Here is a 22427-nt window from a genome sequence, read left to right as displayed (position 1 = left end):
TCGTCGATGACCACGCGGGCCTCGATCAGTGTGGGCCAGCAGTTGCGGTTCAAACACTCATCGCGCAACCGGTTGTTGAACGACTCGATGAACCCGTTGTTCCACGGTGTGCCGGGCGGAATGTAGGAGATCCCCACCGACCCTGCACAGAACGCCTGCAGGGCTTCTGAGATGAACTCAGGGCCGTTGTCCATGCGCAGCACCATCGGCGGGCCACCCCAGATCGCGAACGTCTTCTCCAACTCCTCGATCAACCGCTCAGCCGGAATCGAGCGGTCCACGATGTTCAGCAACGACATCCGGGTGTGTTCGTCAACCATCGAAGCGATCTTGACCTTCTTCCCATCCACGGTGGAATCGAACTGAAAGTCCAATGCCCACACCACCTTCGGCGCGTCCGCGACAACGACCGGGACCGATGACTGGCCGGCGCGTTTGCGGCGGAGCGCGCCGCACTTGCAGGCCCTCTTCTTTCCACAACCGGTGCACTTTCTTCTTGTTGATCTCGATGCCGTCGTCGAACCGCAGGTGTGCCCACGCCCGCCGGAACCCGTGCCGTGGATTCTTGCGGGCATCGACCAGGTGTTTGATGTGCTCAGCAATCCCGAACGTCACCAGAAACTCGACGGTTCGGGATTCGTGCGGGGCGTCGACCATGCCGACCGCATCCAGAAGGTCGGCGAGGTCTTCACCATGAACATGGACGGTCCGCACATGGGCGGCGAATACAAGACCGACAACCATGTGACCGGATACGCCAAGGACAAGCTCCTCGCCTGGCAGACCGCGCCGGCCGGCACGCAACCCCCGGGCTGGGAATGGCTGTGGGAGCTGGAGGCACAGGGTCCGGACGCGACCCTGGTGCGCCATACCTATGACTGGTCCAAGGTCACCGACAAGGACCTGCTGCAAAAGGTGAAATTCCCGCTGGTGACGCCGGATCAGCTGGAGGACACCCTCGCCCGGTTGGCCGCCGAGGTCACCGGTTGATCACGCCTCGACACGCACTCGCCCGCTAGACCGACCCATCGAGGTCGGCGAGCGCGGCCCGCGCGGTCTCGAGTTCCTGACGGAGTTCCTCGACCCTCTTCTGCGCAGCCTCGCGTGCAGACTCGATCACGCCGTCGACCGCGGTGATCGCTCCATCGTCGCCGAGTTCACGCATCGCGCGGGCCACTTTGTCCGCGGTCACCTCGGCGGGCTTACCTTGCCGCCGGCTGCCATGCGACACCCCGACCGTCCAGGTGGTGCCCGGCCCCGAGGTGATGGTGATGGCGACGGCCGTGGTGGTCGGCCGCGCGCGCCGTGCGGGTTTCGGTCGTGCCGGTGGTTCCGACGGTGATTTCATCTCTGTAGCACCACTTTTCGTCGGTGTCGGCGGGTCGGCGGGTGAAGCCGTGGTCGCGTTTGTGCGTCGTCGCGGGCCGTCGGCGACAGATGGTGCCCGACGGGTTCGCCGCAACTCGTCGGCACTGAACGGCAGCTGATCGTCGACGCCCTTGGGGCGGACCGTCACCGTCGACCCGTCGATGGCCACCACGCGCGCCGACGCACCGGCATCAAGACCGAGTGATGGCAATGGATCCCGGAGATAGACGCTGACGCGTTTGCCCTCGGCGAGCCCGGCAGACAGGGACTGTAGGTCGTCGGCAGTCAATCCGGCATTGTTCCGCGTACTCACCGCCACATCTTCGCACACGCGTGCGAACGAGGTCCAGGGTGTGTCTCCTACGTGGTGAGGAATTGCAGTATCACACTGTTGACCGCCGCCGGTGCCTCGATCGGGATGAGGTGGGAGCCGGGCAGGATGCACAGGCGTGCGCCGGCAATGGCGTCGACCACCTCGCGACTGTGGTCCAGCGTGACCTCGTCTCGATCTCCCTGCATCACCAGAGTGGGTGCCGTGATCACCGACAGTTCGCTCAGATCGATCTCGGGTTCGGAACTGATCATCGCCATCGTCTTGGCGAAGACGATCGGGAAATGGTCTGCGCCGTCCGGGGTCTCGGACGCGTACTCGGCCGCGAAGAACGACATCAGGTCGTCGTTGGCGGATTCGAGAGCGTCGAGGATGCCGCCGGTGGCACGTCCGGAACTGTTGAGATACTGACCGATCAACACGAGGTGGCGCACGAGATCTGGTCGCTGCAACGCGACGAGGACCCCGACCACTGCGCCATCGCTCCACCCGACGATCTCCGCCGGGCCGCCGACTACCTCGTCGAGGTAGGCGATCGTCTCGGCAGCCATGTCGGCGTAATGGAACTCCGCCATGACGTCCGGACTGTGCGCGTGGCCGTGTCGTTCCGGGCAGTACACCTTCCATCCGGCGTCCACCCATGCCGGAATCTGACCACCCCACGACGATGCTCCGGAAAACGCGCCGTGGAGCAGGACCACCGGTTTGCCGTCACCGTAGACCTCGTGCCACACACGGGTATCCGGCTGCGGATGAGAGATGGTGGTGTACTCGCAGAGACCTGGGTTCACACCGCCACGCTACCGTTGCCGCAGCCATCCGCCGGTGCGATGTCGAGAACGCGGGGCCGGTTACGTCCTTCGTGTGAGCGGCGACCACCGCGACACCTTCAGGAGGACCACCATGACCATGGAACTGCATCACGTCAGCATCGTCGTCGACGACCTCGACGCCGCGACAGCCTTCTTTGCCGAACTCGGGCTGGAACCCGAGGGACGGGCGCCCGTCAGCGGGCCATGGGTCGATCGCATCAATGGCCTCGACGATGTTCGGGTGACGATCGCAATGATGCGAACCCCGACCGGACACGGCCGGCTCGAACTGACCAAATTCCACTCCCCGGCAGTGATCGATCCCGAACCGCGCAATGCGTTGGGCAACACCTTCGGCCTGCGCAGCGTCATGTTCGCGGTCGACGACCTCGACGCCACACTGGCCGCGCTGGCAGCCCACGGGGCCGAGTTGATCGGCGCGATCGAGCGGTACGAGGACATCTACCGGCTCTGCTACGTTCAAGGCCCGGCCGGGATCATTGTCGCCCAGTCTGAAGAACTCACGCGATCCGCGCACTCCCGGTAGGGGCGTCGGCTTTGCGTCGACGCGACACCAGGACGGCTGAGCCGACGATCGCCAGCGCGAGGTCCGCGGCGATCTCGATGATCGCGGTGAGCCAGGAGAACCACGTCACCCTGGCCCACGCCGGTGCGTTGACGAAGCTGTCGCTGAAGAATCCCCAGTGCGGCAACAGATGTACCGCGGTGAAGCCGATCGCGCTGAGCAGTCCGACACCGACCGCGAAGTACGGCGCTGCCCGGCGGCCGGTGAACACCAGTACGACGGTGATGGCGGCGAAGAGCAACTGGATGTTGCCGCCGATCATCACCGCATGCGGGACCACGTCCATGCCGCGGCGCAGGTGATCTGCGCCGTGCAGCAACAGAGCGACGGCGAATGCGACTGTGGTCCAACGAAATACGCGTTCGATATCGCGTCGACCACGCCTGGTGTGATGGTCCATGCCGATCCCCTTGTCCGGTCAGTGGTGGAGTTCTACTCTGGACATACCGAGTAATTCTCGGTATTCATAGACCCGCGCGGCAGAGAAGGACGACGACATGGGACGAGACGACTCGCTGTATCGACGACTCATCGACGAGGGGGACGCGCCCGACGCACCACGCCGCGTGCTCGTGGAAGAGCAGGGTGATCGGGCGATCATCACGCTCTGCGAACCGGAACGCCTCAATGTGTTGTCCGCACCGCTCGTACGGCAACTGCGCCGAGCGGTGGCGGACCTGACGGAATCCCCGGACATCCGAACGATCATCCTGACGGGTGCCGGCCCGGGCTTCAGCGCCGGCGGCGATCTGCAGATGATGGACACCGCTCTGGGCTACCTCGATGCCGCCGAGGGGACGACCGACATGTGGCGGTGGATCCGACGTGAATTCGGCGCGATCGCCCGGACGATCGCCGGTGCGGACACCATCTTCGTCGCCGCACTCAACGGGCCCGCCGCAGGCGTCGGTCTCGCGTGGGCGCTGACCTGTGACATCACCTTGGCAAGTGACCGTGCGGTGATCGTTCCGGCGTTCGGCCGCCTCGGCTTGCTGCCCGAGGTGGGAACCACCTGGGCACTGACCCGACGCCTCGGCTACCAGGGGGCGCTGAGCTACTTTCTGCGCGGCGAGCACCTCGACGCGTGGCAGGCGAAGGAGATCGGGCTGGTGCAAGAGGTCGTCGACCACGACCAACTGCTCGCGGCGGCCGACGACTGGGCGTCACGGGTCGCGGCGTTGCCTACGCACACCACCGCCATGGTGAAGCCGTTGCTACGCGCGGGCGCCGATGCCTCCTGGCACGATGCGCTCACACTCGAGGAATTCGCCGAACCCAGTTGCTTCAGCACGCAGACCTTCGCAACCGCTGTGCGGGCCACGATGTCGCGCCGAGGTCAGTGATCCTGCCGGAACGTGGCCCAGGCGGCGTCGGAGAAGACCGCGATGACCGCGGGCGGGACTTGTTTGTCGCTCTCGGTGATCCAGTGTCGGCTGTACTCCTGCGCGGGTCCCAGCCAGAGCGCCGAGGTGACACCCGCCCGCATCGGCGGAAGCGCACCGTAGGCGTGGTGCGGTCGCCACCAGTCCGAGACCGCCCGGAAAAAGCGCTGATTCGCTGCCTGCAAGGACTCGCTGTCCAGGCGTTCGCCGAGCAGGAGCTGGGTCTGTGCCCGGTGGGTGCCCACCCAGCGCAGGTGGTAATCGACACCGCCGCGGATGCCGCCCTCGGCCGTCGCCTGCGCGGTGAGCATCTCGAGGAAGCCGTTCTGGTACTCGCCCATGATCTGCGCATACACCGCGGCCGCCAACGCCTGCTTGTCCGTGAAATGGTGGTAGAGGGCACCTACGCTCACCTCCGCCTCACGCCGGACCTCGTCGAGGGTGGGAGCCAGCACACCGCGCTCGGCAAAGAGCCGGCGTCCCGCGTCGAGCAGACGATTGCGGGTGTCGGGGGACGTTCGTGGCACGAGCAGAACTCTACGCCGCCCGAATACTCCTCGGTGCGGCGTCCGGTTCGCGCCGCGGGCCGTCGAGTTGCCGTCCCATCCGATCTCTCGATGGCTCCGAATACATGGCGTGTCACCACCACACATCTCGCACGCGCCCACGGCCACCATCGACACCGCCACCATCAACACCGCGATCGAGACGCTCTGGGCGGAGAACATGCTGGGCGTGGACGCCGTGCTCAACCGCCACGTCCACGCCCGGGGCAGGCGCCTGGCCGATATCGACCCCGACATCGCTCCCCTGGCGGACTACCTCGTTCGTGCGCTTTCGGGTGGCAAACGTCTGCGCGCCGCGTTCTGTCTCTGGGGTGCACGTGGTGCCGCCGGCGGTGATCTTCCCGCGGGAGCGGTCGACGCCGCCGCGGCGATCGAACTGTTCCACCTCGGCGCGCTCATCCACGACGACGTGATGGACCACAGCGACCGGCGTCGGGGAATGCCGACCGTACACCGCCGCTTCGCCGACCGGCACACGGCCGACGGCCTCGCTGGGGACCCGGAGGCGTTCGGTCAGGCCGTGGCCATCCTGGCCGGGGATCTCTGTCTGATGTGGTCCGACGAGGTGCTCGCCGACGCGGTATCGGCCGCATCGCCGGAGATCGGTCAACGGGCCCGCGCGGTGTGGTCGCTGATGCGTGACGAAACGGTCGGCGGACAGTACCTGGACATGCTGGCCCAGGCCACACCGACAACATCGCTGACCCGTACCCGGCTGGTACTGCACTACAAGAGCGCGAAATACACCGTCGCCCAGCCACTCCGGCTCGGCGGTGCGCTCGCCGGCGCCGACGACGACCTGCTCGACGCCTACGAGTCCCTCGGACTGATCGCCGGCGAGGCATTCCAATTGCGCGACGACCTGCTCGGGGTATTCGGCGACGTGGCGACGACCGGCAAACCCGTCATCGACGACATTCGCGAGGGAAAACGCACCCTGCTCGTCGCCGTCGCCTCCGAACGGGCCGACCCGGCGCAGCGCCTGCTCCTCGAACGATCCCTCGGAAATCCGCATCTCACCGACGACGACCTGGTCGCGGTCGGCCGGGTGCTGCACGACACCGGGGCCGTGCGTCACGTCGAAGACCGGATCGACGATCTCGCCGCCGAGGCGCTGGCTGCGGTCGAGACCCTGCCGGTCGACGACGTGTGCCGGAATGCGTTGGCTCGCCTCGTGTCCCGATGCATCTGGCGGGACTCGTGACGCAGGTCGCCACCCCGGTGGTGGACCTGCGTATCTGGGGAGTACGCAGCGTCACCGGTGCGCTGGGACGCATGGCATACGGCGGAGTCGGCCTCCGTCGACTGCCGGGGTTGCGATTCGGCAAGCTGATGGGCACCGGGTCGGCGCGCACCTTCACCCCGCGCGACGCAGACCCGCGGCACTGGGCGTTGCTGACGGTGTGGCCCGACATCGACGCGGCCGACGCCGCCGGGTCCTCGCGTTTCATCCGCTCGTGGTCGGAGGCCAGTCACGAAGAGCTGACCGTGCGGCTGCGGCCGTTGTCGAGCCGGGGTCGCTGGGCCGGCCGGGAACCCTTCGGGATCGGTGCCGGCCGCAACGCCGCGCACCCGGGACCGGTCGCCGTCGTCACCCGCGCGCGGCTGCGGCCCACCCGGGCATTGTCGTTCTGGCGCGCGGTGCCGCCGGTGGTCGCCGAGCTCGGTGGCGCGCCAGGTCTTCGGCTGGCACTCGGCATCGGCGAGGCGCCCGTCGGTTTGCAGGGCACCTTCTCGATCTGGGACTCGGCGACCGCCCTCACCGACTTCGCCTACCGCTCAACGGCACACCGGCAGGCCATCCGCGACACCGTGCCCAAGCACTGGTATGCCGAGGAGCTCTTCGCCCGGTTCGCGGTGCTCGAACTCGCGGGCCGCTATCAGGGGCGGACCCCGTGACGCGTACATCCGCCGCCGAACGTCGACGCCCTGCGACCGCCGCCCCGCCGCACGGAACGCGCAGCCTGCCACTGCTTCTCAGCTGGGGTCTGTTCGCCGCAACGGTGATCGTGCAGGCGTGCTTCCCGTTCACCGACGGCGGGACGCTGCCGCTGACCGCCGCGAGCGTTCTTCTCCTCGCTACCACGGCGTGTGTCCACGTGGCCAGCAGCGTCGGCGTCCGTGCTGCCCTCGTTCTCGTGGCGGTCGCCGCCGGCGGCGGACTGGTGGCCGAATCCGTGGGCGTGCACACCGGATTCCCGTTCGGCCACTATGCCTATTCGGGAACACTGGGACCCGAGGTCCTCGGCGTGCCGGTCCTCGTTCCGCTCGCCTGGATCATGATGGCGTGGCCGGCGCTGGTGGTGGCCCGCCGCCTCGTCGGACCGCGTCGGCGATGGGCCGTCGCCGTGGTGGGTGCGTGTGCGCTCACCGCCTGGGATGTGTTCTTGGATCCGCAGATGGTGGACCAGGGCCACTGGGTGTGGGCTCGCCCCGAGCCCGCCCTGCCGGGAGTCGACGGTATCCCGCTCACCAACTTCGCCGGTTGGTTCGTCGTGTCACTGACGATGATGATCATTCTCGACCGATTGATCGGCCGGCCCACCACCGACGCGCTACCGATCACCGTCTACCTGTGGACCTACGGCTCCTGCGTGCTCGCCCACGCTCTGTTCTTCGGTCGTCCCTCGGTCGCCGTGGTCGGCGCATTTCTCATGGGCGCCATCGCGATTCCACTGATCGTGGTGCTCATCCGGGGGCGAGACCGTGTCCGCGACTGATCGTTGGCAGGAGGTGGTCCGCGTCGGCGCCGTCCTCGCCGTCGGTTCACTCGCCCTCACCGTCCGCAATGCGATGACCCTGCGACAACCCGATCTGACTGCCGTGCCGCACTCCGAGCCGCTCGTGGTCCTGCTGCCGGTGCGTGACGAGGCGAGCAACGTCATCGACTGCCTCGACGCGATCCTCGCCGCGCTCGATCGGTGGCCGGGACCGGGCCGCGTCATCGTGCTCGACGACGAGTCCACCGACGGTACCGCCGAGCTGGCGGTCGGATATGCCGGCCGGGACCCCCGGGTCGAGGTGATCACCGGAACACCCACACCGCACGGCTGGCTCGGAAAGCCGTGGGCGTGTGCGCAATTGGCCCGCCGCGCCGACGATGCCGAGGGATTGCTGATCTTCGTCGACGCCGACGTGCGGGTGCGACCGTGCGCCTTCGTCGCCGCCGGGGCGTTGCTGCGCGACACCGGACTCGACCTGGTGAGTCCTTACCCGCGGCAACGCGCCGACACCGTTGCCGAACGGCTCATCCAGCCACTGCTGCAGTGGTCGTGGATGAGCACCCTTCCGCTGCGTCTCGCCGAACGCACCGCGCGACCGTCGATGTCGGTGGCCAACGGCCAACTGCTCGTGGTCGACGCCGGAGTGTACCGCCGCGCCGGCGGCCACCACGCCGTGCGTGCCGAGGTGATCGAGGATATCGCGCTGCTCCGCGCCGTCAAAGCCGTCGGCGGACGCGGTGGGGTGACCGAGGGCAGCCAGATCGCCGAGTGCCGCATGTACACCGGTGCCGTCGCTCTCCGCGACGGGTATCGAAAGTCCTTGTGGGCGGCCTTCGGATCGTCGTCGGCGGCCGTGGCGGTGGTCGGCTTGCTCGTCGTCGTGCACGTCGTCCCGGCGATCGCGATGGTCGGCGGATCCCGTGCCGGCTTGGTGGGATACCTCGCCGGCGTGACGTCCCGGGCGGTTGTCGCCGCGACCACGCACGGTCGGATCTGGCCCGACGTGGCCGCGCATCCGATCTCGATCCTCGCGTTCGGGCTGCTCACCGCGGATTCGATGATCGCACGCCGGCGCGGCACGGCGCGTTGGAAGGGGCGCACGGTGGCGGTGGGCCGATGACGGAGGTCCTCGTCGTCGGCGCCGGCGTGGGCGGATTGGCCGCCGCGCTGCGGTTGCAGGCGCTGGGCCACCGGGTCAGCATCATCGAACAGTCTGCCGAGATCGGCGGGAAACTCGGTGTGCTGGAACGTGATGGCTTCATCTTCGACACCGGACCCTCGCTGGTGACGATGCCGCACGTGCTGCAGCAGCTGTTCGCGGCCACCGGCGTCGCGGTCGACGACGTACTGCCGCTGACCCGCCTCGACATCGCCGCCCGGTACCGATTCCCGGACGGGACGAGATTGGATCTGCCGGGTGAGCTGTCCGAGATCCCCGATGCACTCGACACCGCGCTCGGGCCGGGTCGTGGTGCACAGTGGATGTCGTTTCTTGCTCGCGCGGAACACATCTGGGATCTCACCCACCACACGTTCCTGGAGTCGCCGATCAGTGGCCGCTCGCTGCTCAGAGCTGCCCGGCCCGCCGACATCGCCACCATCGCCCCCTGGAGGTCGCTGCGAGGTCTCGGATCCCGCTATCTGCGCGATCCGCCGCTACGGATGCTGCTCGATCGGTACGCGACCTACACCGGCTCAGATCCCAGGCGTGCCCCGGCGGCTCTCGCCGCGGTGCCGTGGGCGGAGCAGGCGTGGGGATCATGGTATGTCCCAGGTGGCCTGGGGCGGATCGCCACCGCGATCGCCGACCGGTTCGAGGCACTCGGTGGCGTCATCGAGACGGGTAGCACCGTCGCGCAGATCAGCGTCGGCGCCGACGGGCACGCCGATGGCGTCGTGTTGTCCGACGGCACCTACCGCCGGGCTGATCTGGTGGTCGCCAACGCCGATGCCGAGCAACTGTATCGATCGTTGCTCCACACGCGTTCAGCGGCAAGGGCTCTGCGCCGGATCCGGCGCGCGACAGCGTCGCTGTCGGGTTTTGTGCTGCTGCTCGGTGTCGACGATCCCCCGCCGGACCGATGTCATCATCAGGTCCTGTTCCCCGAGGACTACGACGCGGAGTTCGACGCCATCTTCGGCCGCGGGGGTCCGCCACGTCCCGTGGCGGACCCCACCATCTACCTGTCTGCCCCCGAGGACCCACAGATCGTGCCGGCGCCAGGTACTGGTGCGTGGTTCGTGCTGGTGAATGCGCCCCGACACGAGCCGCGAAACGGAGTCGACTGGGACCGCGGCGCATTGGCCACCGACTACGCGGACATGATCCTGCACCGAATGGCCGAGCGTGGACTCGACATCCGAACTCGTGTGCGGCACTGCGACATCCTGACACCCGCGGATCTGGAACGGCGCACGCTCACTCCCGGCGGGTCGATCTACGGGACGTCGTCGAATGGTCCGCGCGCCGCCTTCCTGCGGCCGCGCAACACCACCGACGTTCCAGGTCTGTTCGTGGTCGGCGGTTCCGCCCACCCCGGCGGTGGACTGCCGTTGGTGATGATGTCGGCGAAGATTGTGGCCGAGTTGATCGGTCCGGCGGTGTGATCCGTTGTGGTGCTGACATTGTCGTGTCGCGGGGTGGATTCGACGCGCGGCTGTCTCGCTTCGCTCGTCAGTCACGGCTCAACCAGCAGTGGGGGTCGGGCGGTGTGATCCGTGGTCACGGGGTGGCTCGACCAGCGGTGGGGGTTGTTCCGCTCAACCAGTGGTGGGAGGTGGTGGTGTGGGCGACGGGCCGACTGACTTGTCGCCGCGGAGGCGTTTGCGGACGAGCTCGGCGCTGATCAAGCACATCGGGAGGCCGATGCCGGGGGTGGTGCTGTGCCCGACGTAGTACAGGCCGTCGACCTTGCGGGAACGGTTGGTCGCGCGGAAGAAGGCACTCTGCCGCAACGTATGTGCGGGTCCGAGTGCCCCACCCGACCACGCGTTGACATCGGTGACGAAGTCCGCGGGTCCCACGGTGCGCCGCACGGCGATCCGCTCGGCGAGGTCGGGCACACCCGCCCAGTCGGCGACGAGCGCGATGGCGCGATCGGCGATCCGCTCGACCGTGGCGTCGCCGTGGCCGTCCTCACCGCCCGCGCCGAGATCGGGATCCGCCGGCACCGGGACGAGAATGAACAGATTCTCGTGACCGGCGGGTGCGACGCTCGGATCGGTCGCCGACGGACGGCACACATAGATGGATGCCGGATCCGGCACGCGCGTGGGACTCTCGAAGATGGCATCGAAGTTGGTGGTCCAGTCCTCGGTGAAGAACAACGAATGATGCGCCAGGTGCGGAAGCTCGCCGCGTACGCCGAGGAAGACGAGGACCGAGCCGGGGCCGGATACGGCACGGTCCCACCACTTCTCACCGAAGGTGCGCAGCCGGGCGGGCAACAGCCGGGTTTCGACGTGATGCAGGTCGGTGGCGCCGACCACCACGTCGGCGTCGATGGTCCGCTCGTCACCGTCGTCGTCACGGACCCGCACACCGCGCACCGATGCGCGTCGCCCCAGCGGCCGGGTGAGCCGACGTCGGGGCGTGGTTTCGATGGCGACGGCTGTGGTTGATGTGTGAACGCGCACACCGTGTTCCAGCGCGACCGCGGCCAACGCGTCGACCAGGGTGGTGAATCCGCCCACCGGGTAACGCACCCCGTCGGCGATGTCGAGCCAACTCATCAGGTGATACATCGCCGGCGTGCGATCGGGGGATGAGCCGAGGAACACCGCCGGGTACCCGAGGATCTGGCGCAGGCGACGATCGGTGAATCGCTCGGCGATGAACCGGTCCAGTGTCCGGAGCAACAGGCGGGTGAGTTCGGGTGCATTACGCAGTACCGTAGGCCCCAGATAGGCGGCCGCGGAATCGAAGTTGGTGTAGAGGAAACGTTGCACCGCAAGGTCATAGACGCGACGCGCGGACGTCAGATAATCGTCGAGCGCGGCGCCCGCACCGGGCTCGACGGACTCGAAGACCTTCCGATTGAGGTCGACGTCGGCGGTGATGTCAATCGGGTCGGCGTCACCCTCGAAGAACACCCGATAGGCGGGATCGAGGCTACGCAGATCCAGACGTTGTTCGGTGGAGGTCCCGACGAGGCGGAAGAAGTGGTCGAAGACCTCGGGCATCAGCCACCACGACGGCCCGGTGTCGAAACGAAACCCACTGTGTGCCCACGAACCCGCGCGCCCACCGAGGTCCGGGTTCTTCTCGACGAGTTCCACGTCGTGGCCATCGGCGGCCAACAGGGTCGCGGTGGCCAGGCCCGCGACCCCGCCACCGATGACGACAATTCGTTTCTGGTGAGTCCCGGTCACGACGCCGGGGCCTGCGCTGTGACGCGTGGGTTGCCGCGCCGGAGGGCGGCCGCTGCCGCGATCCGTGCCTTCTCGCGTCCAGGAACGCGAACCCTGGTGCGGCAGGCCTGCGCGGGCGGTGTCGCCCGCAACCGGCGGGATAGATCGGCGAAGATGTCATGTGCGGTGCACACAGCAACCCGAGTGCCGTTGGGCAACAACGGAATCGTTCTCGCGGCGGCAGCGAGGTCGGCGTCGATGTCGTCGAGCCAGTGCTGCCAGGCCTGTTCGGTGGGGTGATCGGGATCGAGTCCGACGAGGTAGCGCCGGCCCAGCTGGCCGGCATCCTCGCCCAGGTCACGCAGGAAGTTGACCTTCTGGAACGCCGCGCCCAAGCGGCGTGCGCCGGGCGCGAGCTGGTCGTAACGCGCCTTGCGGTGCGGGTGGTCGGACAGGAAGGCATGCACACACATCAGCCCCACCACCTCGGCCGAACCGTAGATGTAGTCGGCCAGGCTCTGCTCGTCGTGCACCGCACAGTCCAGGTCGGCGCGCATGGACGCGAAGAACGGGGCCACCAGGGCGGCGTCGATGCCGGTGCGGCGGGCGGTGCGGGCGAAGGCGTGTACGACCAGATTGGAACTCGACCCGGTGCGCAGGGCCGCGATGACCTCGGTCTCGAGGGCGTCGAGCGCCTGGCGCCGTTGCGTTTCGGTTTGATCGGGCCGGGGGGCGTCGACGATCTCGTCGGCCACCCTGACGAGCGCGTAGATGTTGTGCACGTCCCGGCGCACCGGTTTCGCGAGCAGGCGTGACGCCAGCCCGAACGACGACGAATAGGAGCTGATCACCAGCGCCGCGGTCTCGTCGGCAACATCGTCGTAGTGGTGATAGGGCCGTGTGTCGTCGGACTGGGTCGGTGGTCGCACGCTGACGGTCATGACGCCCACCGGATCGCCTCGAGGGGCCGCGGCCCGAGAGCACGGACCTGTTCGACGAACCACGGACTGAAGGCCCACGGAGTATTGGCTGCCGCCGCCCACACATCGTCGATGGGTGCCCAGACGTGGTCCATCACCTCGTCCGGGTTCGGTTGCGGTGCACCGATCGGCCGAGCCCAGTAGACCGGGCAGATCTCGTTCTCCACCACGCCGTCGGCGTCCACGGCCCGGTAGTCGAAGTCGGGTAGCACACAGTGCAACCCGTCCACCTCGAGCCCGAGTTCACGAGGTGCGTATCGCCGGACCGCGTCCTCCACGGACTCCCCCGGCCGGGGGTGTCCGCAGTAGGAGTTGGTCCACACCCCCGGCCACGTCGTCTTGGCCAATGCCCGCCGCGTCATCAGGATGCGATCGTGAGAGTCGACGATGTGGCAGGAGAACGCCAGGTGCAGCGGTGTGTCGGTGCCGTGCACGCTGCGTCGCGGTGCCGTACCGCACGGTCGTCGTCGTTCATCGAGCAGCACGACCAGGTCGTTCGTCATCGCGGCCTCCGTTTCTCGGTTCAAGAGCATCGTCGCAGGACTGTCCGTTCTCCAGGAAATTCGGTGCCGCCGCCGATCCGGATGGTCGCTGCCGAGGCTCACTCCTCGGTGCTGCGCGAGTTGGTCAGGGTGAGCGCTCCGCCCGCCGTGATCAGCCCGACGACCACGGCCAGCACCGCATAGGTGATGCGCTCGCCGTGGAAGAAGGATTCGACGAGTGAACTGCTCCACACCCCGGCCGGCAGGGTGGTGGTGACGAGTACGGCGATGAGCGTGCCGACCACCGCGGTTCCCAGGCTGGTGCCCACCTCCTGTGCGGTGTCGTTCAGCGCGGTGCCGATGGATGTGCGGTTCGGCGGCGTCGCTGCGACCAAAGCGATCGCACAGATCGTCATGACGGTGCGCAAGCCGATGGTCATGAGGACCATGCAGGCAGCGATGACCCCGTAGCCGTGCTCCACGCCCCAGGCCAGTCCGGCCATCGAACCCGCGAGACACCCCGCGCCGATCAGGCACGCGATGCGATGACCGAACCGCGCGGCAAGCCACTCGGAGAGCGGCGTGGCCAGGACCATCGTCACGATGATCGGCAGATTGGCGAGGCCCGCCTTGACCGGACTCCAGCCGTAGGCGTACTGGAAGTGCAGGATGAGCCCGAACATCACACTGGCCATCGCCACCGACGTACCGATCTGGGCGATCGCCGATCCGCGCACGGTTCCGTTGGTGAACAGTCGTATGTCGAGCATCGGTGCGGGGCTGCGGCGTTCATGCCAGACGAACAGCACGCCGGCCCCGACTGCCCCGACGATCGCGGCGATGGTGCTCACCGAGAGCCAGCCGTGCTCCACCCCGCTGGTCAACGACCAGCACGCGAGCCCGATCGTGGTGATGCTCAACAGTGCGCCCGGCAGATCGAGCGCGTCCCCGGTGAGATCGTCGCGCCGGTCGGCGGCGACACCGAACCGGACTCCGATGGCCGCGATCAAGGCGATCGGCGCGTTGATGAGCAGCAGCCACTCCCAGCGGACGTGGGCCAGCGCCGTCCCGCCGATCAGCGGGCCGAGGACGAACCCCGACATGCCGACGATGATCATGACGGTCATCGCGCGCATCCGCAGCTTCTCGTCGTCGAACAGGCGGAAGACCAGCGAGTTGGTGATCGGCGCCATGGCCGCCGCGGCGATCCCGAGCCCGGCCCGCAACGCGATGAGCTCGCCGGTGTTCGATACGGCCCGCACGAGCAGGCTCAGTGACCCGAATGCGGCGAGACCGATGAGGAGTACCCGACGACGACCGAATCGGTCGGCGATGGAACCCGCGGTCAGCAGCAGCCCACCGAAGGTCAAGGAGTAGGCGCCCGTGATCCACTGCAGGGCGGTGGTGTCGCCGGCCATGTCGCGTCCGATGGTGGGTAATGCGATCGACAGCAACGTGTTGTCGACCATTTCGACGAAGAACGCCAGGCACAGCGCGGCGAGCGGGATCCAGGCGGCGGCGAGGGAGGTGTAGGTACGCGACGATGTGTGCGTCGCGGAGGTGACGGCGGCAGTCATGGCAGTCTCCTTCCGATCGATGTGGCAACTACCGCAGGACGTTAGGAGCCGGCGCTGTCGCCGGACTGTCGCGTGCTGTCGCCTGCTGTCGTGGCGCGATCAGGTCAGATGCCGGGCGAAGAACCGGGCCGCGTCGTCGCCTTCGAATGCCGGGACCCCGGTGTGGCCACCCATGTTGGCGTGCAATGTCTTTTGCGCCGAACCGAAGGCGTCGAACAGTTCCAGCGCGGCCGGCCGGTCATTTCCGGCGTCGTCCCATTGGAGCAGCATCAACAGCGGGATGGAGATCTGACGAGCCTCGTCCACGAGGGTCTTGGGAACGAAGGTGCCGGCGAACAACAGAGCTGCCGAGATGCGCGGCTCGATGCGGGCGAGTCGGATGCCGATGCCGATCACCCCTCCCGACCACGCGACCGGGCCTCCGATGTCGGGTAGCGACAGAAGCGCGTCGAGGGTGGCCTGCCATTCCGGAACGGAGGTGTCCACGAGCGGAAGGACCAGCCGATCGACGATGTCCTCGAGCGGGTCACCGGCCGCCATGGCGCGACGCAGATCCTTGCGTGCTTGGTCGGCGGCCGGTGAGCGCGGTCGGACACCCGCGCCGGGTGTCTCGATGGTGGCTGCGGCGAAGCCGAGGCTCACGCAGGACCGGGCCCGCTCGAGCAGCCGTGGATACATGGAATCGAGGTCGCCGGGATGGCCGAGCAGGACCAGCGGCGTCGGGGTCGACGGGTACGGGGTCCAGAGAATTCCGGGGATCCCGGCAACGGTGAAACGGCGCTCGCGCATGTCGTCGTCGAGTCGCTGTTCGGATGAGAACTGCATGATGGTGCCTTTCGGGAGTGACCTGGGTGGTGCTCCCGGACGACCGGCACGGGATCGCTCAGTGGTTGCCGGTGGCGACCACGCGGGGTGCGATCGTGATTCCGGAGGGGGACACCCATGGATGTGCGTTCATCGGGTATCACCTCCTTCTGTGGTTCTCGGACGGTAGCAACGGTGTTGCACCGGGTGCAACGACGTTTCGGCGGGTGGCGGGCAGTCGGCACTGCGAGATGTGGCGGCCCAGTACGGTGGGGTCAGCCCTGTCGGAGACCTCGGGAGGCGCACAGTGTGTCAGTACTGCGGATGCCCGGACATGCCGTTGTTGCGCGACTACACCGCCGAACACGAACGGGCGGTGAATCTCGGTGGGGATGCGGTACGGGCGCTCGACGCCGGAGACGTGGCCCACGCTCATCAGCTCGCCGGCCGGATGGCCGTGGAACTGCGCTCGCACTGGCGGGGTGAGGAAGACGGGTTGTTCGCCCAGCTATTGACCTCCGACGACATCTTCGAGGACTACATCGCCCCGCTGATCGACGAACATCGCGAACTCGATGCCTTCCTGACCTTGATGGATCTGTCGGTGCCGGCCGATCGGGACCGTTTCCGCACGGCTGTGTTCGATCTGCACGAGCACATCGCGAAGGAAGAGGACGCGCTCTTCCCGGCTTCGGTGACCACGCTCGACGGAGACCAGTGGGATTCGGCGATCGACGCCTGGCAGCGCGCGCACCCGGGTGTCCGGATGCTGTGATGCACGACCGGCCGACAATGATGACGACGAGGAGACGAAGTGATGGGTGAGCCACGGGTACTGGTGGATGTCGACGACGCTGGTGTCGCGACGGTGACGCTGAACCGCGGTGACAAGCACAATGCGCTCGATGCCGCGATGTTCGAGGGCATCGTCGCGGCTGCGTCGACCGTCGCCGAGGACCGCTCGGTGCGTGCGGTGGTGCTGCACGGCGCCGGCAAGAGCTTCTGCTCGGGGCTCGACATCGGCTCGCTCGGTGCCGGTGGTGGCGCCGAGACGCTGCTGGCCCGGACCGACGACAACCCGGCCAATCATGCGCAGCGGGTGTCCACCGATTGGGCGCAGGTACCCGCGCCGGTCATCGCCGCGATCACCGGTAACTGTTTCGGTGGCGGACTGCAGATCGCGCTGGGTGCCGACATTCGTTATGCCACACCGGATTCACGCCTGTCGATCATGGAGGTCAAGTGGGGGCTGGTACCCGACATGGGTATCAGCCAGACACTCCCCCGACTCGTCTCGGCCGATGTGGCCAAGGAACTCACGTTCACCGGGCGCATCATCTCCGGCGCCGAGGCGCACGCGCTGGGGCTGGTCACCGCGGTCAGCGAGGACCCGCTGGCGCATGCCATTGCGGTGGCACACGAGATCGCCACCAAATCGCTGCATGCGGTACGGGCGGCCAAACGGCTCTACGACGAAACCTGGACCGGCTGCGACGCGCACTCGGCCTTGTTGCTCGAGAGCGAACTGCAGGTGGGTCTGATGGGTTCGCCCAATCAGATGGAAGCGGTGGCGGCGGGCATGCAACGCCGTCCGGCGCGCTTCGCCGACCCGGACTGAGGCCAGCGCAACCTTTCGCTCGACATCGTTACCGATCTGTTGTCGCAGAACACGATTCGGCATCATACAGGTGTGCTGCGGGTGCTGCCGGCGGCGTCTGCCTACCGTCGGGGAGAGACGGCAGACGACGAGAAGCACAGAGAGTTGGTGAACGATCATGGCTCGCTACCGTGTGATCGATGCGCAGGAGAAGGTCATCGAGGAAACCGAGTTCGACGACGCCACAGGCGCCTATGACTGGTTCAAGACCGTCGAGGTCCCCGACGACGCCCTCGGCACCGCGATGCAGGTCTACGACGACGGTGAATGGAAGAACTTCGAGGTGTCCGACGGCGGCACCAACACGGGCCCGTCGGCCGACGCGGACTGACCACTCCGGCGTCAAGCCCAAGCCGGCTGTCTCATTGCGGGTGTAGAAAGGTGTGATGAACCGGAGCCGAGCACGACTCGCGATCCGATGAGAGGCCAGGACGGCACCTCGCGGAGCATGTTGGTCGCGGAACGAGGGCGCACGGTTGACCTCATCGAATCGCTCGCAGCACGGTTGGCGGCGGTGCTCGAGGCCACCGCAGACGAGGCCGCCGACGACGAGCACGATCCCGAGGGTTCCACGCTCGCCGTCGAACGCGGACATCTGTTGGCGCAGCTCGAACGTTCACGGGTACGCCTGGCCGAGATCGACGAGGCACTCGAGCGTGTGGGGCACGGTTCCTACGGGCTGTGCGAAACCTGCGGGCAACAGATCGATTCCGAACGCCTCGAGGTGCTGCCTGCTGCGCGGCAGTGCGTCCGCTGCGCCATACGCAGTCCCAGCCGACGCTGGTGAGTGCGTCTAGCCGGTCGGGAAGTTCACCAGATCCAGGTCGATCGGCATGGCGTCGGTGACCGCCTTGGCGACCGGCTCGGGTGCATACGCCACCGGTCCGCCCGTGGTGAGCAACTCCTCGAGCTGGCTCTCGGCCTGTAGCCGGTGCGCCACCGTGAACTGTCGGTAGACATACGGGATTCCGGCGGAACGCAGCGGGTCGGGTCCGTTCATCGCGTGGAAATGAAGGTGGGGAGCATCGGAGTTGCCGCTGTTGCCGAGGAGTCCGACCGTTTGTCCCGGCCTCAGCGAGTCGCCGACCTTCACCCGGACGCTGCCCGGCTTGAGGTGGGCATAGAAGACGAACACCCCGTCGGAGATCTTGGCGACCACGTGGTTTCCGCCGTACTGGTCGAGCGGCAATCCGGTGGGCGTCCGTCCCGGCACCTGGTCGGGCAGTCCGTCGACCACGCCAACGACGGTGCTCTGCGCCACGGAGTGGATCTCGGCTCCGTAGTACGAATAGGACGCAAGCGCGGAAGGATCGCCGACGAACATCTTGCCCGCAGCGTCGAGTCGAACCCAGTCGATGGCGAAACGTTCTGCCAGCCAAAGCCTTCCGTTGATGGGGTTGGCCGCGGTGCGGTGCGCACTCGGTATGCAGCAGCCGTCGCCGTTGAGCCATCCGTCGCCCTGCAGAGGCGATTCGAGTGTCACGGCCTGGTGTGGCGAGACCCGCACGCTGATGGGTTCGGCGATGACCGCGGGGATCAGCGGCGGCTGCGGCTTGGATGGAGCAACCGTCAACGTGTTGGTCAGTGAGGTCGGCGTCGGGCTACCTTCGGGCAGTGCCACATCCAGCGTCAGTCGGGCATACTCGCCACCGTCGAGATCGAGGCCCGGCCGGCCACTCCCCCGCCGCGCGAGCGCGGTGAGCGCCGCGCCGTCGAGGGTGAGCAGCTGTTGATCGGACGAGCTCACCGCCAATGAGCGGATGGCGACCGCGTCGGGGGTGACGTTGGTCAGCACCAGCTCGTAGGCGAGGTGCGTCCTGCCGTCCGAACCGACGACCGGGATCGGATCGTCGACCGTCGAGGCGATGACGGGCGTCACGACATCTGGCGCGGTGTCGGTCGCGACGGCACTCGACGACGATGCGGCGGTGTCGGAGGAACCCGTCGAACACGCCGCGATCGTGAGAACCGTTGCGCAGCCGAGTGCGGTGAGGACGAGCGGTCGAATGACGCCGGCGGGGACGATACAGATCATGATGTACTCCAGTTGTCTGGTCCCCGGCTCAACTGATTGTTGCACCGCAACGACATCGAGGAGTCCAATACCGATATCGGGTACCCGGGTGGTGACATCGAGTGGTCACGCCCAGGCGCCAAGACTCCCGAATTCTCACGTCGACACCGGGCCACCCGCATAATCGTGTCCAGTGGGTATTCGCCGGGCGGTATTGAGACGTCCTGCCGAGTCGGCAGGCACCTGGGTGGTTCGTGCCGTCGGGCCTGCCGATCGCGACTTGGATCGCACCGACACGGCCGTCGGCCGAACCATGCGTTGTTACGCGGTGTTCGCGGGCGCCGCCTATCTGGTGTTCCTCCCGTTCTTGATTCCGGCCATCACTCAGGCACACGCGGTGGTCGCCACGTGGTGGACGCCGAGCGCGATGATCCTCGCCGTTCTCCCGGGGTTCCTGGTCGCCGGACACGCGATCGGGTCGTCGGATCTCCTGCGCCTACGCGTACTCAGTTCGATTGCGGCACTGGGGGTTCTGCTGGCCGTTGCACTGTGGCCGATGGCCTGGAACGGCAACCCCATCGACGATGCCACCGTGTTCTGGCTGGGACCGTTTGTGGTGCTCGGCACGATCTGTGCATTGGTCGCGTGGCCGACCGCGGTGACAGCGACGTACGTGGTGATCGCCGCGGTCGGGGTCAAGTTCGTCGGCAACATCGCGCAGTCCAATGCGGGTGTGACCGCGATGATCGCCGACATCGCCTGCTCGACGGTGTTCGCACTGGTCCCCTTCGCGCTGGGCACGGCCGGCCTGCGGACTGCCGCGGCCCTCGACCGCGCCGCCGCGTCCGCCATCGCACAAGCTCAGGAGTCCGGCGCAGCGCGTGCGCGCGTGATGGAACGCGCGCAGGCCCGTGCCCTCACGCACGACATGATCATGGCGAATCTCCTCGAGGCCGCCCGCGGTGGTGCGTCCGCACGTCTTCCCGACCGGGCGGCGGCAACCGTTCGTGCTCTTGACAAGACCCTCCGGAGCGCCGCAGTGGAGCGCGAGCCAGACGGTGACGAGGTGACCCGGACCATCGTCGACGTGATCGAGGAGAACGACCCGCAGATGTCGATCTCCATGGCCGGACGCGACGACGAGGTTCACGTCTATCCGCCGGCCGTCGTCGATGCGGTTCTCGGAGCGGTTGCCGAAGCCGCGCGCAACTGTGCGCGTCATCTACCCGCGGACGTGGTGCGGCGCTGCCGAATCGACCTGCGTGCCGGGCGCATCAGCGTGCGGATCGACGATGACGGTGCGGGATTCGTCCGCTCATCGGTGGCGCCCGAGCGTCTCGGAATCTCTTCGTCGATCGAGAAGCGGATGTCGGAGGTCGCGGGCGGCACCGCCACGGTGTGGTCGCGACCCGGCGCGGGAACTTCGGTACAGGTGCGGTGGGATCCGCCCGGCGCGATTGCGATTGCCGACGGTTCTGATGCTCTCGGTATGCGGTCGCGTACGGCGAGGTGGCTGGCCGGGGTGATCGTCGGGCTCGAAGTGCTCGCGGCGGTCCTCAATCCGGGAGAGCTGAGGTCGCCGTGGGTGGCCCTGCTGGCCCTGCTTCTGATGGCATGTGCCGCAGCGGTGCTCGTGGCGCCCGGGCCGGATCCGCTCGCCGGCTGGGGCACGCTGTTCGTCGCGCTCACGCCGGCGGTGATGTGCGGGATCTATCTGTTCGCCCTCGATCCGCCGGGACAGCTCGTCCCCATCTGGATCACCGGCCCACCGGCGCTGATCGTCGCGATGCTGGCGATGCGGGGACGTCCGTCGTCGGCTGCGCTCGGGTTCGTGGTGACGCTGGCGGTTGCGGCGTGGTGGTCGTCGGTGGACGCCGGTGACGCGTTGCGCGGGGTGTTGCTGATCGGCCCGTCTGGTGGATTCGTGGCGATTGCCATCGTCTATGCCGCGGTCAACCGGGCGCTGGTCGGTGCGCTCGCCGATGCACAGCGACAGGCGGCCGACGCGGCTGCCGAGGCGGCGGCCATCCGCGCCGCCGCCGACGAACGCGCTCTCCACCTGGCACCGATCACCGCGCTGGCGCGGCCGCTGCTCGCGCTGCTCGCCGAGGAGGGCAACGCCGTTGATGCACAGATGCGTCTGGAGTGTGCGGTGATCGAGGCCATCTTCGGGATCTGCTGCGGGCGCGGGCCCTGTGCACACCCGACGTTGTCGATGCGATCGACGCGGCCCGTCGTCGTGGTGTGAGTGTCACATTGCTCGACGACCGTGCGGGAGACCGGGATCCCACCGATCTTCCGTCACTGGACGAGCAGATCCGTGATCGCCTCGTCGAGGCGCTGCGTGGAGCGGCCGACGGTGCGGTCCGAATCCGCGCACTACCACCGGGACGATCGGCAGCGGTCACCGTGGTCGTCGACACCTCCGCCGGTCACCGGCTGACCGAGCTCAGTGGTCACGAACAGCGTTGTCCCGCTGATGGTTTCGACGCGCACCGGACTCGCGAGCTCACTCGTCGCGGCTCACCGGCCCGGCTGGCGGCTGAGCCACCGGTTACGCCGACCAACTGAGCTGCCGCTTCCTATTGCCGCTGAGTCGCTGTTGCCTTCTGCCGGCTGAGCCGCCCCGAGCCGCTGGGCGAGAGGCGTCGGTGCCCAGTACTGTCGGCTGTTCGGGTGGTGGTCGCCGATAGTGTTGTCTTGCTGCTGGTTTCGACGCGCGTCGAGCTCGCAAGCTCGCTCGTCGCGGCTCAACCAGCAGTCGGACAAGCTCGCTCGTCGCGGCTCAACCATGG

The 22427-nt window shown here is 67.5% G+C and carries 25 protein-coding genes and 1 pseudogene; 14 read left to right on the top strand and 12 right to left on the bottom strand.

Going from position 1 to position 22427, the window contains the following annotated elements; translation table 11 throughout:
- Window positions 1–2: 2 nt before the first annotated feature.
- Both GBRO_RS27720 and GBRO_RS27715 read right to left on the bottom strand, forming a co-directional pair.
- Window positions 3–350 (bottom strand): annotated as a pseudogene (locus GBRO_RS27720) (transposase); the annotation flags it as partial.
- The gene (locus GBRO_RS27715) at window positions 313–657 is read right to left on the bottom strand and encodes an IS3 family transposase (protein ID WP_227892889.1); all 345 of its coding nucleotides are present in this window, start codon (window positions 655–657) and stop codon (window positions 313–315) included. The gene GBRO_RS27715 and the pseudogene GBRO_RS27720, both read right to left, overlap by 38 nt.
- Here GBRO_RS27715 and GBRO_RS26320 point away from each other — a divergent pair.
- The gene (locus GBRO_RS26320) at window positions 553–990 is read left to right on the top strand and encodes an SRPBCC family protein (protein WP_227892888.1); all 438 of its coding nucleotides are present in this window, start codon (window positions 553–555) and stop codon (window positions 988–990) included. The genes GBRO_RS27715 and GBRO_RS26320 overlap by 105 nt on opposite strands.
- Window positions 991–1015: 25 nt before the next feature.
- On the opposite strand, the gene GBRO_RS12710 is transcribed toward GBRO_RS26320, so the two are convergent.
- Entirely contained in the window at window positions 1016–1699 is a 684-nt protein-coding gene (locus GBRO_RS12710; RefSeq protein WP_012834351.1) for a DUF6319 family protein, read from the bottom strand.
- A gap of 29 nt (window positions 1700–1728) precedes the next feature.
- Entirely contained in the window at window positions 1729–2490 is a 762-nt protein-coding gene (locus tag GBRO_RS12705) for an alpha/beta fold hydrolase (RefSeq protein WP_115311696.1), read from the bottom strand.
- Window positions 2491–2602: 112 nt separating this feature from the next.
- Between GBRO_RS12705 and GBRO_RS12700 the strand changes: the two genes are divergently transcribed.
- On the top strand, window positions 2603–3058 hold the full coding sequence (locus tag GBRO_RS12700) for a VOC family protein (RefSeq protein WP_012834349.1): 456 nt from the start codon (window positions 2603–2605) through the stop codon (window positions 3056–3058).
- Here GBRO_RS12700 and GBRO_RS26540 read toward each other — a convergent pair.
- Entirely contained in the window at window positions 3033–3497 is a 465-nt protein-coding gene (locus GBRO_RS26540) for a hypothetical protein (RefSeq protein WP_012834348.1), read from the bottom strand. The two genes, GBRO_RS12700 and GBRO_RS26540, sit on opposite strands and share 26 nt — an antisense overlap.
- 97 nt (window positions 3498–3594) lie before the next feature.
- Between GBRO_RS26540 and GBRO_RS12690 the strand changes: the two genes are divergently transcribed.
- Window positions 3595–4440 (top strand): enoyl-CoA hydratase/isomerase family protein, encoded by an 846-nt coding sequence (locus GBRO_RS12690; RefSeq protein WP_012834347.1) that lies wholly within the window; start codon window positions 3595–3597, stop codon window positions 4438–4440.
- On the opposite strand, the gene GBRO_RS12685 is transcribed toward GBRO_RS12690, so the two are convergent.
- Window positions 4434–5006, bottom strand: a complete 573-nt coding sequence (locus GBRO_RS12685) for a TetR/AcrR family transcriptional regulator (protein WP_012834346.1) — start codon at window positions 5004–5006, stop codon at window positions 4434–4436. The two genes, GBRO_RS12690 and GBRO_RS12685, sit on opposite strands and share 7 nt — an antisense overlap.
- 109 nt (window positions 5007–5115) lie before the next feature.
- Here GBRO_RS12685 and GBRO_RS12680 point away from each other — a divergent pair, with 109 nt between their 5' ends.
- The 5 genes from GBRO_RS12680 to GBRO_RS12660 are packed head-to-tail and all read left to right on the top strand — an operon-like array spanning window position 5116 to window position 10375.
- Window positions 5116–6249: a polyprenyl synthetase family protein gene (locus GBRO_RS12680; protein WP_012834345.1), complete on the top strand. Its 1134-nt coding sequence runs from the start codon at window positions 5116–5118 to the stop codon at window positions 6247–6249.
- A complete protein-coding gene (locus GBRO_RS27005; protein ID WP_012834344.1) occupies window positions 6228–6944 on the top strand; it encodes a hypothetical protein in 717 nt (238 codons plus the stop codon). Before GBRO_RS12680 ends, GBRO_RS27005 begins: the two co-directional genes overlap by 22 nt.
- A complete protein-coding gene (locus GBRO_RS27000; protein WP_012834343.1) occupies window positions 6941–7765 on the top strand; it encodes a carotenoid biosynthesis protein in 825 nt (274 codons plus the stop codon). The genes GBRO_RS27005 and GBRO_RS27000 overlap by 4 nt, the downstream gene beginning before the upstream one ends.
- Entirely contained in the window at window positions 7752–8888 is a 1137-nt protein-coding gene (locus GBRO_RS12665; protein ID WP_012834342.1) for a glycosyltransferase, read from the top strand. Before GBRO_RS27000 ends, GBRO_RS12665 begins: the two co-directional genes overlap by 14 nt.
- The gene (locus GBRO_RS12660; RefSeq protein ID WP_012834341.1) at window positions 8885–10375 is read left to right on the top strand and encodes a phytoene desaturase family protein; all 1491 of its coding nucleotides are present in this window, start codon (window positions 8885–8887) and stop codon (window positions 10373–10375) included. Before GBRO_RS12665 ends, GBRO_RS12660 begins: the two co-directional genes overlap by 4 nt.
- 153 nt (window positions 10376–10528) lie before the next feature.
- Here the strand turns inward: GBRO_RS12660 and crtI are convergent, their stop codons facing one another.
- The 5 genes from crtI to GBRO_RS12635 all read right to left on the bottom strand — a co-directional run bounded on the left by crtI (window position 10529) and on the right by GBRO_RS12635 (window position 15982).
- The gene (gene crtI, locus GBRO_RS12655; RefSeq protein WP_012834340.1) at window positions 10529–12139 is read right to left on the bottom strand and encodes a phytoene desaturase family protein; all 1611 of its coding nucleotides are present in this window, start codon (window positions 12137–12139) and stop codon (window positions 10529–10531) included.
- On the bottom strand, window positions 12136–13059 hold the full coding sequence (locus GBRO_RS12650; RefSeq protein ID WP_012834339.1) for a phytoene/squalene synthase family protein: 924 nt from the start codon (window positions 13057–13059) through the stop codon (window positions 12136–12138). Before GBRO_RS12650 ends, crtI begins: the two co-directional genes overlap by 4 nt.
- Complete coding sequence (gene idi, locus GBRO_RS12645; protein ID WP_012834338.1) at window positions 13056–13601, bottom strand: isopentenyl-diphosphate Delta-isomerase; 546 nt, start codon at window positions 13599–13601, stop codon at window positions 13056–13058. Before idi ends, GBRO_RS12650 begins: the two co-directional genes overlap by 4 nt.
- 98 nt (window positions 13602–13699) lie before the next feature.
- Entirely contained in the window at window positions 13700–15157 is a 1458-nt protein-coding gene (locus GBRO_RS12640; RefSeq protein WP_012834337.1) for an MFS transporter, read from the bottom strand.
- Window positions 15158–15256: 99 nt separating this feature from the next.
- Window positions 15257–15982 carry a dienelactone hydrolase family protein gene (locus GBRO_RS12635; protein WP_012834336.1) on the bottom strand — a complete coding sequence of 242 codons (726 nt, stop codon included), beginning with the start codon at window positions 15980–15982 and terminating at the stop codon, window positions 15257–15259.
- Window positions 15983–16295: 313 nt separating this feature from the next.
- Between GBRO_RS12635 and GBRO_RS12630 the strand changes: the two genes are divergently transcribed.
- The 4 genes from GBRO_RS12630 to GBRO_RS12615 all read left to right on the top strand — a co-directional run bounded on the left by GBRO_RS12630 (window position 16296) and on the right by GBRO_RS12615 (window position 18405).
- Window positions 16296–16736: a hemerythrin domain-containing protein gene (locus tag GBRO_RS12630; protein WP_041919877.1), complete on the top strand. Its 441-nt coding sequence runs from the start codon at window positions 16296–16298 to the stop codon at window positions 16734–16736.
- A 42-nt stretch (window positions 16737–16778) separates the two neighbouring features.
- Window positions 16779–17579 carry a crotonase/enoyl-CoA hydratase family protein gene (locus tag GBRO_RS12625; RefSeq protein WP_012834334.1) on the top strand — a complete coding sequence of 267 codons (801 nt, stop codon included), beginning with the start codon at window positions 16779–16781 and terminating at the stop codon, window positions 17577–17579.
- A 157-nt stretch (window positions 17580–17736) separates the two neighbouring features.
- Window positions 17737–17949: a hypothetical protein gene (locus GBRO_RS12620; RefSeq protein WP_012834333.1), complete on the top strand. Its 213-nt coding sequence runs from the start codon at window positions 17737–17739 to the stop codon at window positions 17947–17949.
- An 87-nt stretch (window positions 17950–18036) separates the two neighbouring features.
- Entirely contained in the window at window positions 18037–18405 is a 369-nt protein-coding gene (locus GBRO_RS12615; protein WP_041919876.1) for a TraR/DksA family transcriptional regulator, read from the top strand.
- A 6-nt stretch (window positions 18406–18411) separates the two neighbouring features.
- Here the strand turns inward: GBRO_RS12615 and GBRO_RS12610 are convergent, their stop codons facing one another.
- Window positions 18412–19653 (bottom strand): M23 family metallopeptidase, encoded by a 1242-nt coding sequence (locus GBRO_RS12610; protein ID WP_012834332.1) that lies wholly within the window; start codon window positions 19651–19653, stop codon window positions 18412–18414.
- A gap of 259 nt (window positions 19654–19912) precedes the next feature.
- On the opposite strand from GBRO_RS12610, the gene GBRO_RS12605 reads away from it, so the two are divergent.
- Complete coding sequence (locus GBRO_RS12605; RefSeq protein WP_147290651.1) at window positions 19913–21880, top strand: sensor histidine kinase; 1968 nt, start codon at window positions 19913–19915, stop codon at window positions 21878–21880.
- Complete coding sequence (locus GBRO_RS12600; protein ID WP_041919875.1) at window positions 21877–22203, top strand: hypothetical protein; 327 nt, start codon at window positions 21877–21879, stop codon at window positions 22201–22203. Before GBRO_RS12605 ends, GBRO_RS12600 begins: the two co-directional genes overlap by 4 nt.
- Window positions 22204–22427 lie beyond the last annotated feature (224 nt).

Source organism: Gordonia bronchialis DSM 43247 (assembly GCF_000024785.1).
In the GTDB taxonomy this organism is placed as follows: domain Bacteria; phylum Actinomycetota; class Actinomycetes; order Mycobacteriales; family Mycobacteriaceae; genus Gordonia; species Gordonia bronchialis.
Note: the sequence above shows the minus strand (reverse complement) of the source record. Positions and strands in the feature narration are given on the sequence as shown.

Excerpts from the sequence above, each read along its gene's own strand:
- GBRO_RS27005 (WP_012834344.1), top strand. The coding sequence starts at position 6,228 with ATGCATCTGGCGGGACTCGTGACGCAGGTCGCCACCCCGGTGGTGGAC.
- idi (WP_012834338.1), bottom strand. The coding sequence starts at position 13,601 with ATGACGAACGACCTGGTCGTGCTGCTCGATGAACGACGACGACCGTGC.
- GBRO_RS12625 (WP_012834334.1), top strand. The coding sequence starts at position 16,779 with ATGGGTGAGCCACGGGTACTGGTGGATGTCGACGACGCTGGTGTCGCG.
- GBRO_RS26540 (WP_012834348.1), bottom strand. The coding sequence starts at position 3,497 with ATGGACCATCACACCAGGCGTGGTCGACGCGATATCGAACGCGTATTT.
- GBRO_RS12660 (WP_012834341.1), top strand. The coding sequence starts at position 8,885 with ATGACGGAGGTCCTCGTCGTCGGCGCCGGCGTGGGCGGATTGGCCGCC.
- GBRO_RS12650 (WP_012834339.1), bottom strand. The coding sequence starts at position 13,059 with ATGACCGTCAGCGTGCGACCACCGACCCAGTCCGACGACACACGGCCC.
- GBRO_RS12700 (WP_012834349.1), top strand. The coding sequence starts at position 2,603 with ATGACCATGGAACTGCATCACGTCAGCATCGTCGTCGACGACCTCGAC.
- GBRO_RS27715 (WP_227892889.1), bottom strand. The coding sequence starts at position 657 with ATGGTCGACGCCCCGCACGAATCCCGAACCGTCGAGTTTCTGGTGACG.
- GBRO_RS12690 (WP_012834347.1), top strand. The coding sequence starts at position 3,595 with ATGGGACGAGACGACTCGCTGTATCGACGACTCATCGACGAGGGGGAC.
- GBRO_RS12610 (WP_012834332.1), bottom strand. The coding sequence starts at position 19,653 with ATGATCTGTATCGTCCCCGCCGGCGTCATTCGACCGCTCGTCCTCACC.
- GBRO_RS12620 (WP_012834333.1), top strand. The coding sequence starts at position 17,737 with ATGGCTCGCTACCGTGTGATCGATGCGCAGGAGAAGGTCATCGAGGAA.
- GBRO_RS12635 (WP_012834336.1), bottom strand. The coding sequence starts at position 15,982 with ATGCAGTTCTCATCCGAACAGCGACTCGACGACGACATGCGCGAGCGC.
- GBRO_RS12615 (WP_041919876.1), top strand. The coding sequence starts at position 18,037 with ATGAGAGGCCAGGACGGCACCTCGCGGAGCATGTTGGTCGCGGAACGA.
- GBRO_RS12630 (WP_041919877.1), top strand. The coding sequence starts at position 16,296 with ATGCCGTTGTTGCGCGACTACACCGCCGAACACGAACGGGCGGTGAAT.
- GBRO_RS12640 (WP_012834337.1), bottom strand. The coding sequence starts at position 15,157 with ATGACTGCCGCCGTCACCTCCGCGACGCACACATCGTCGCGTACCTAC.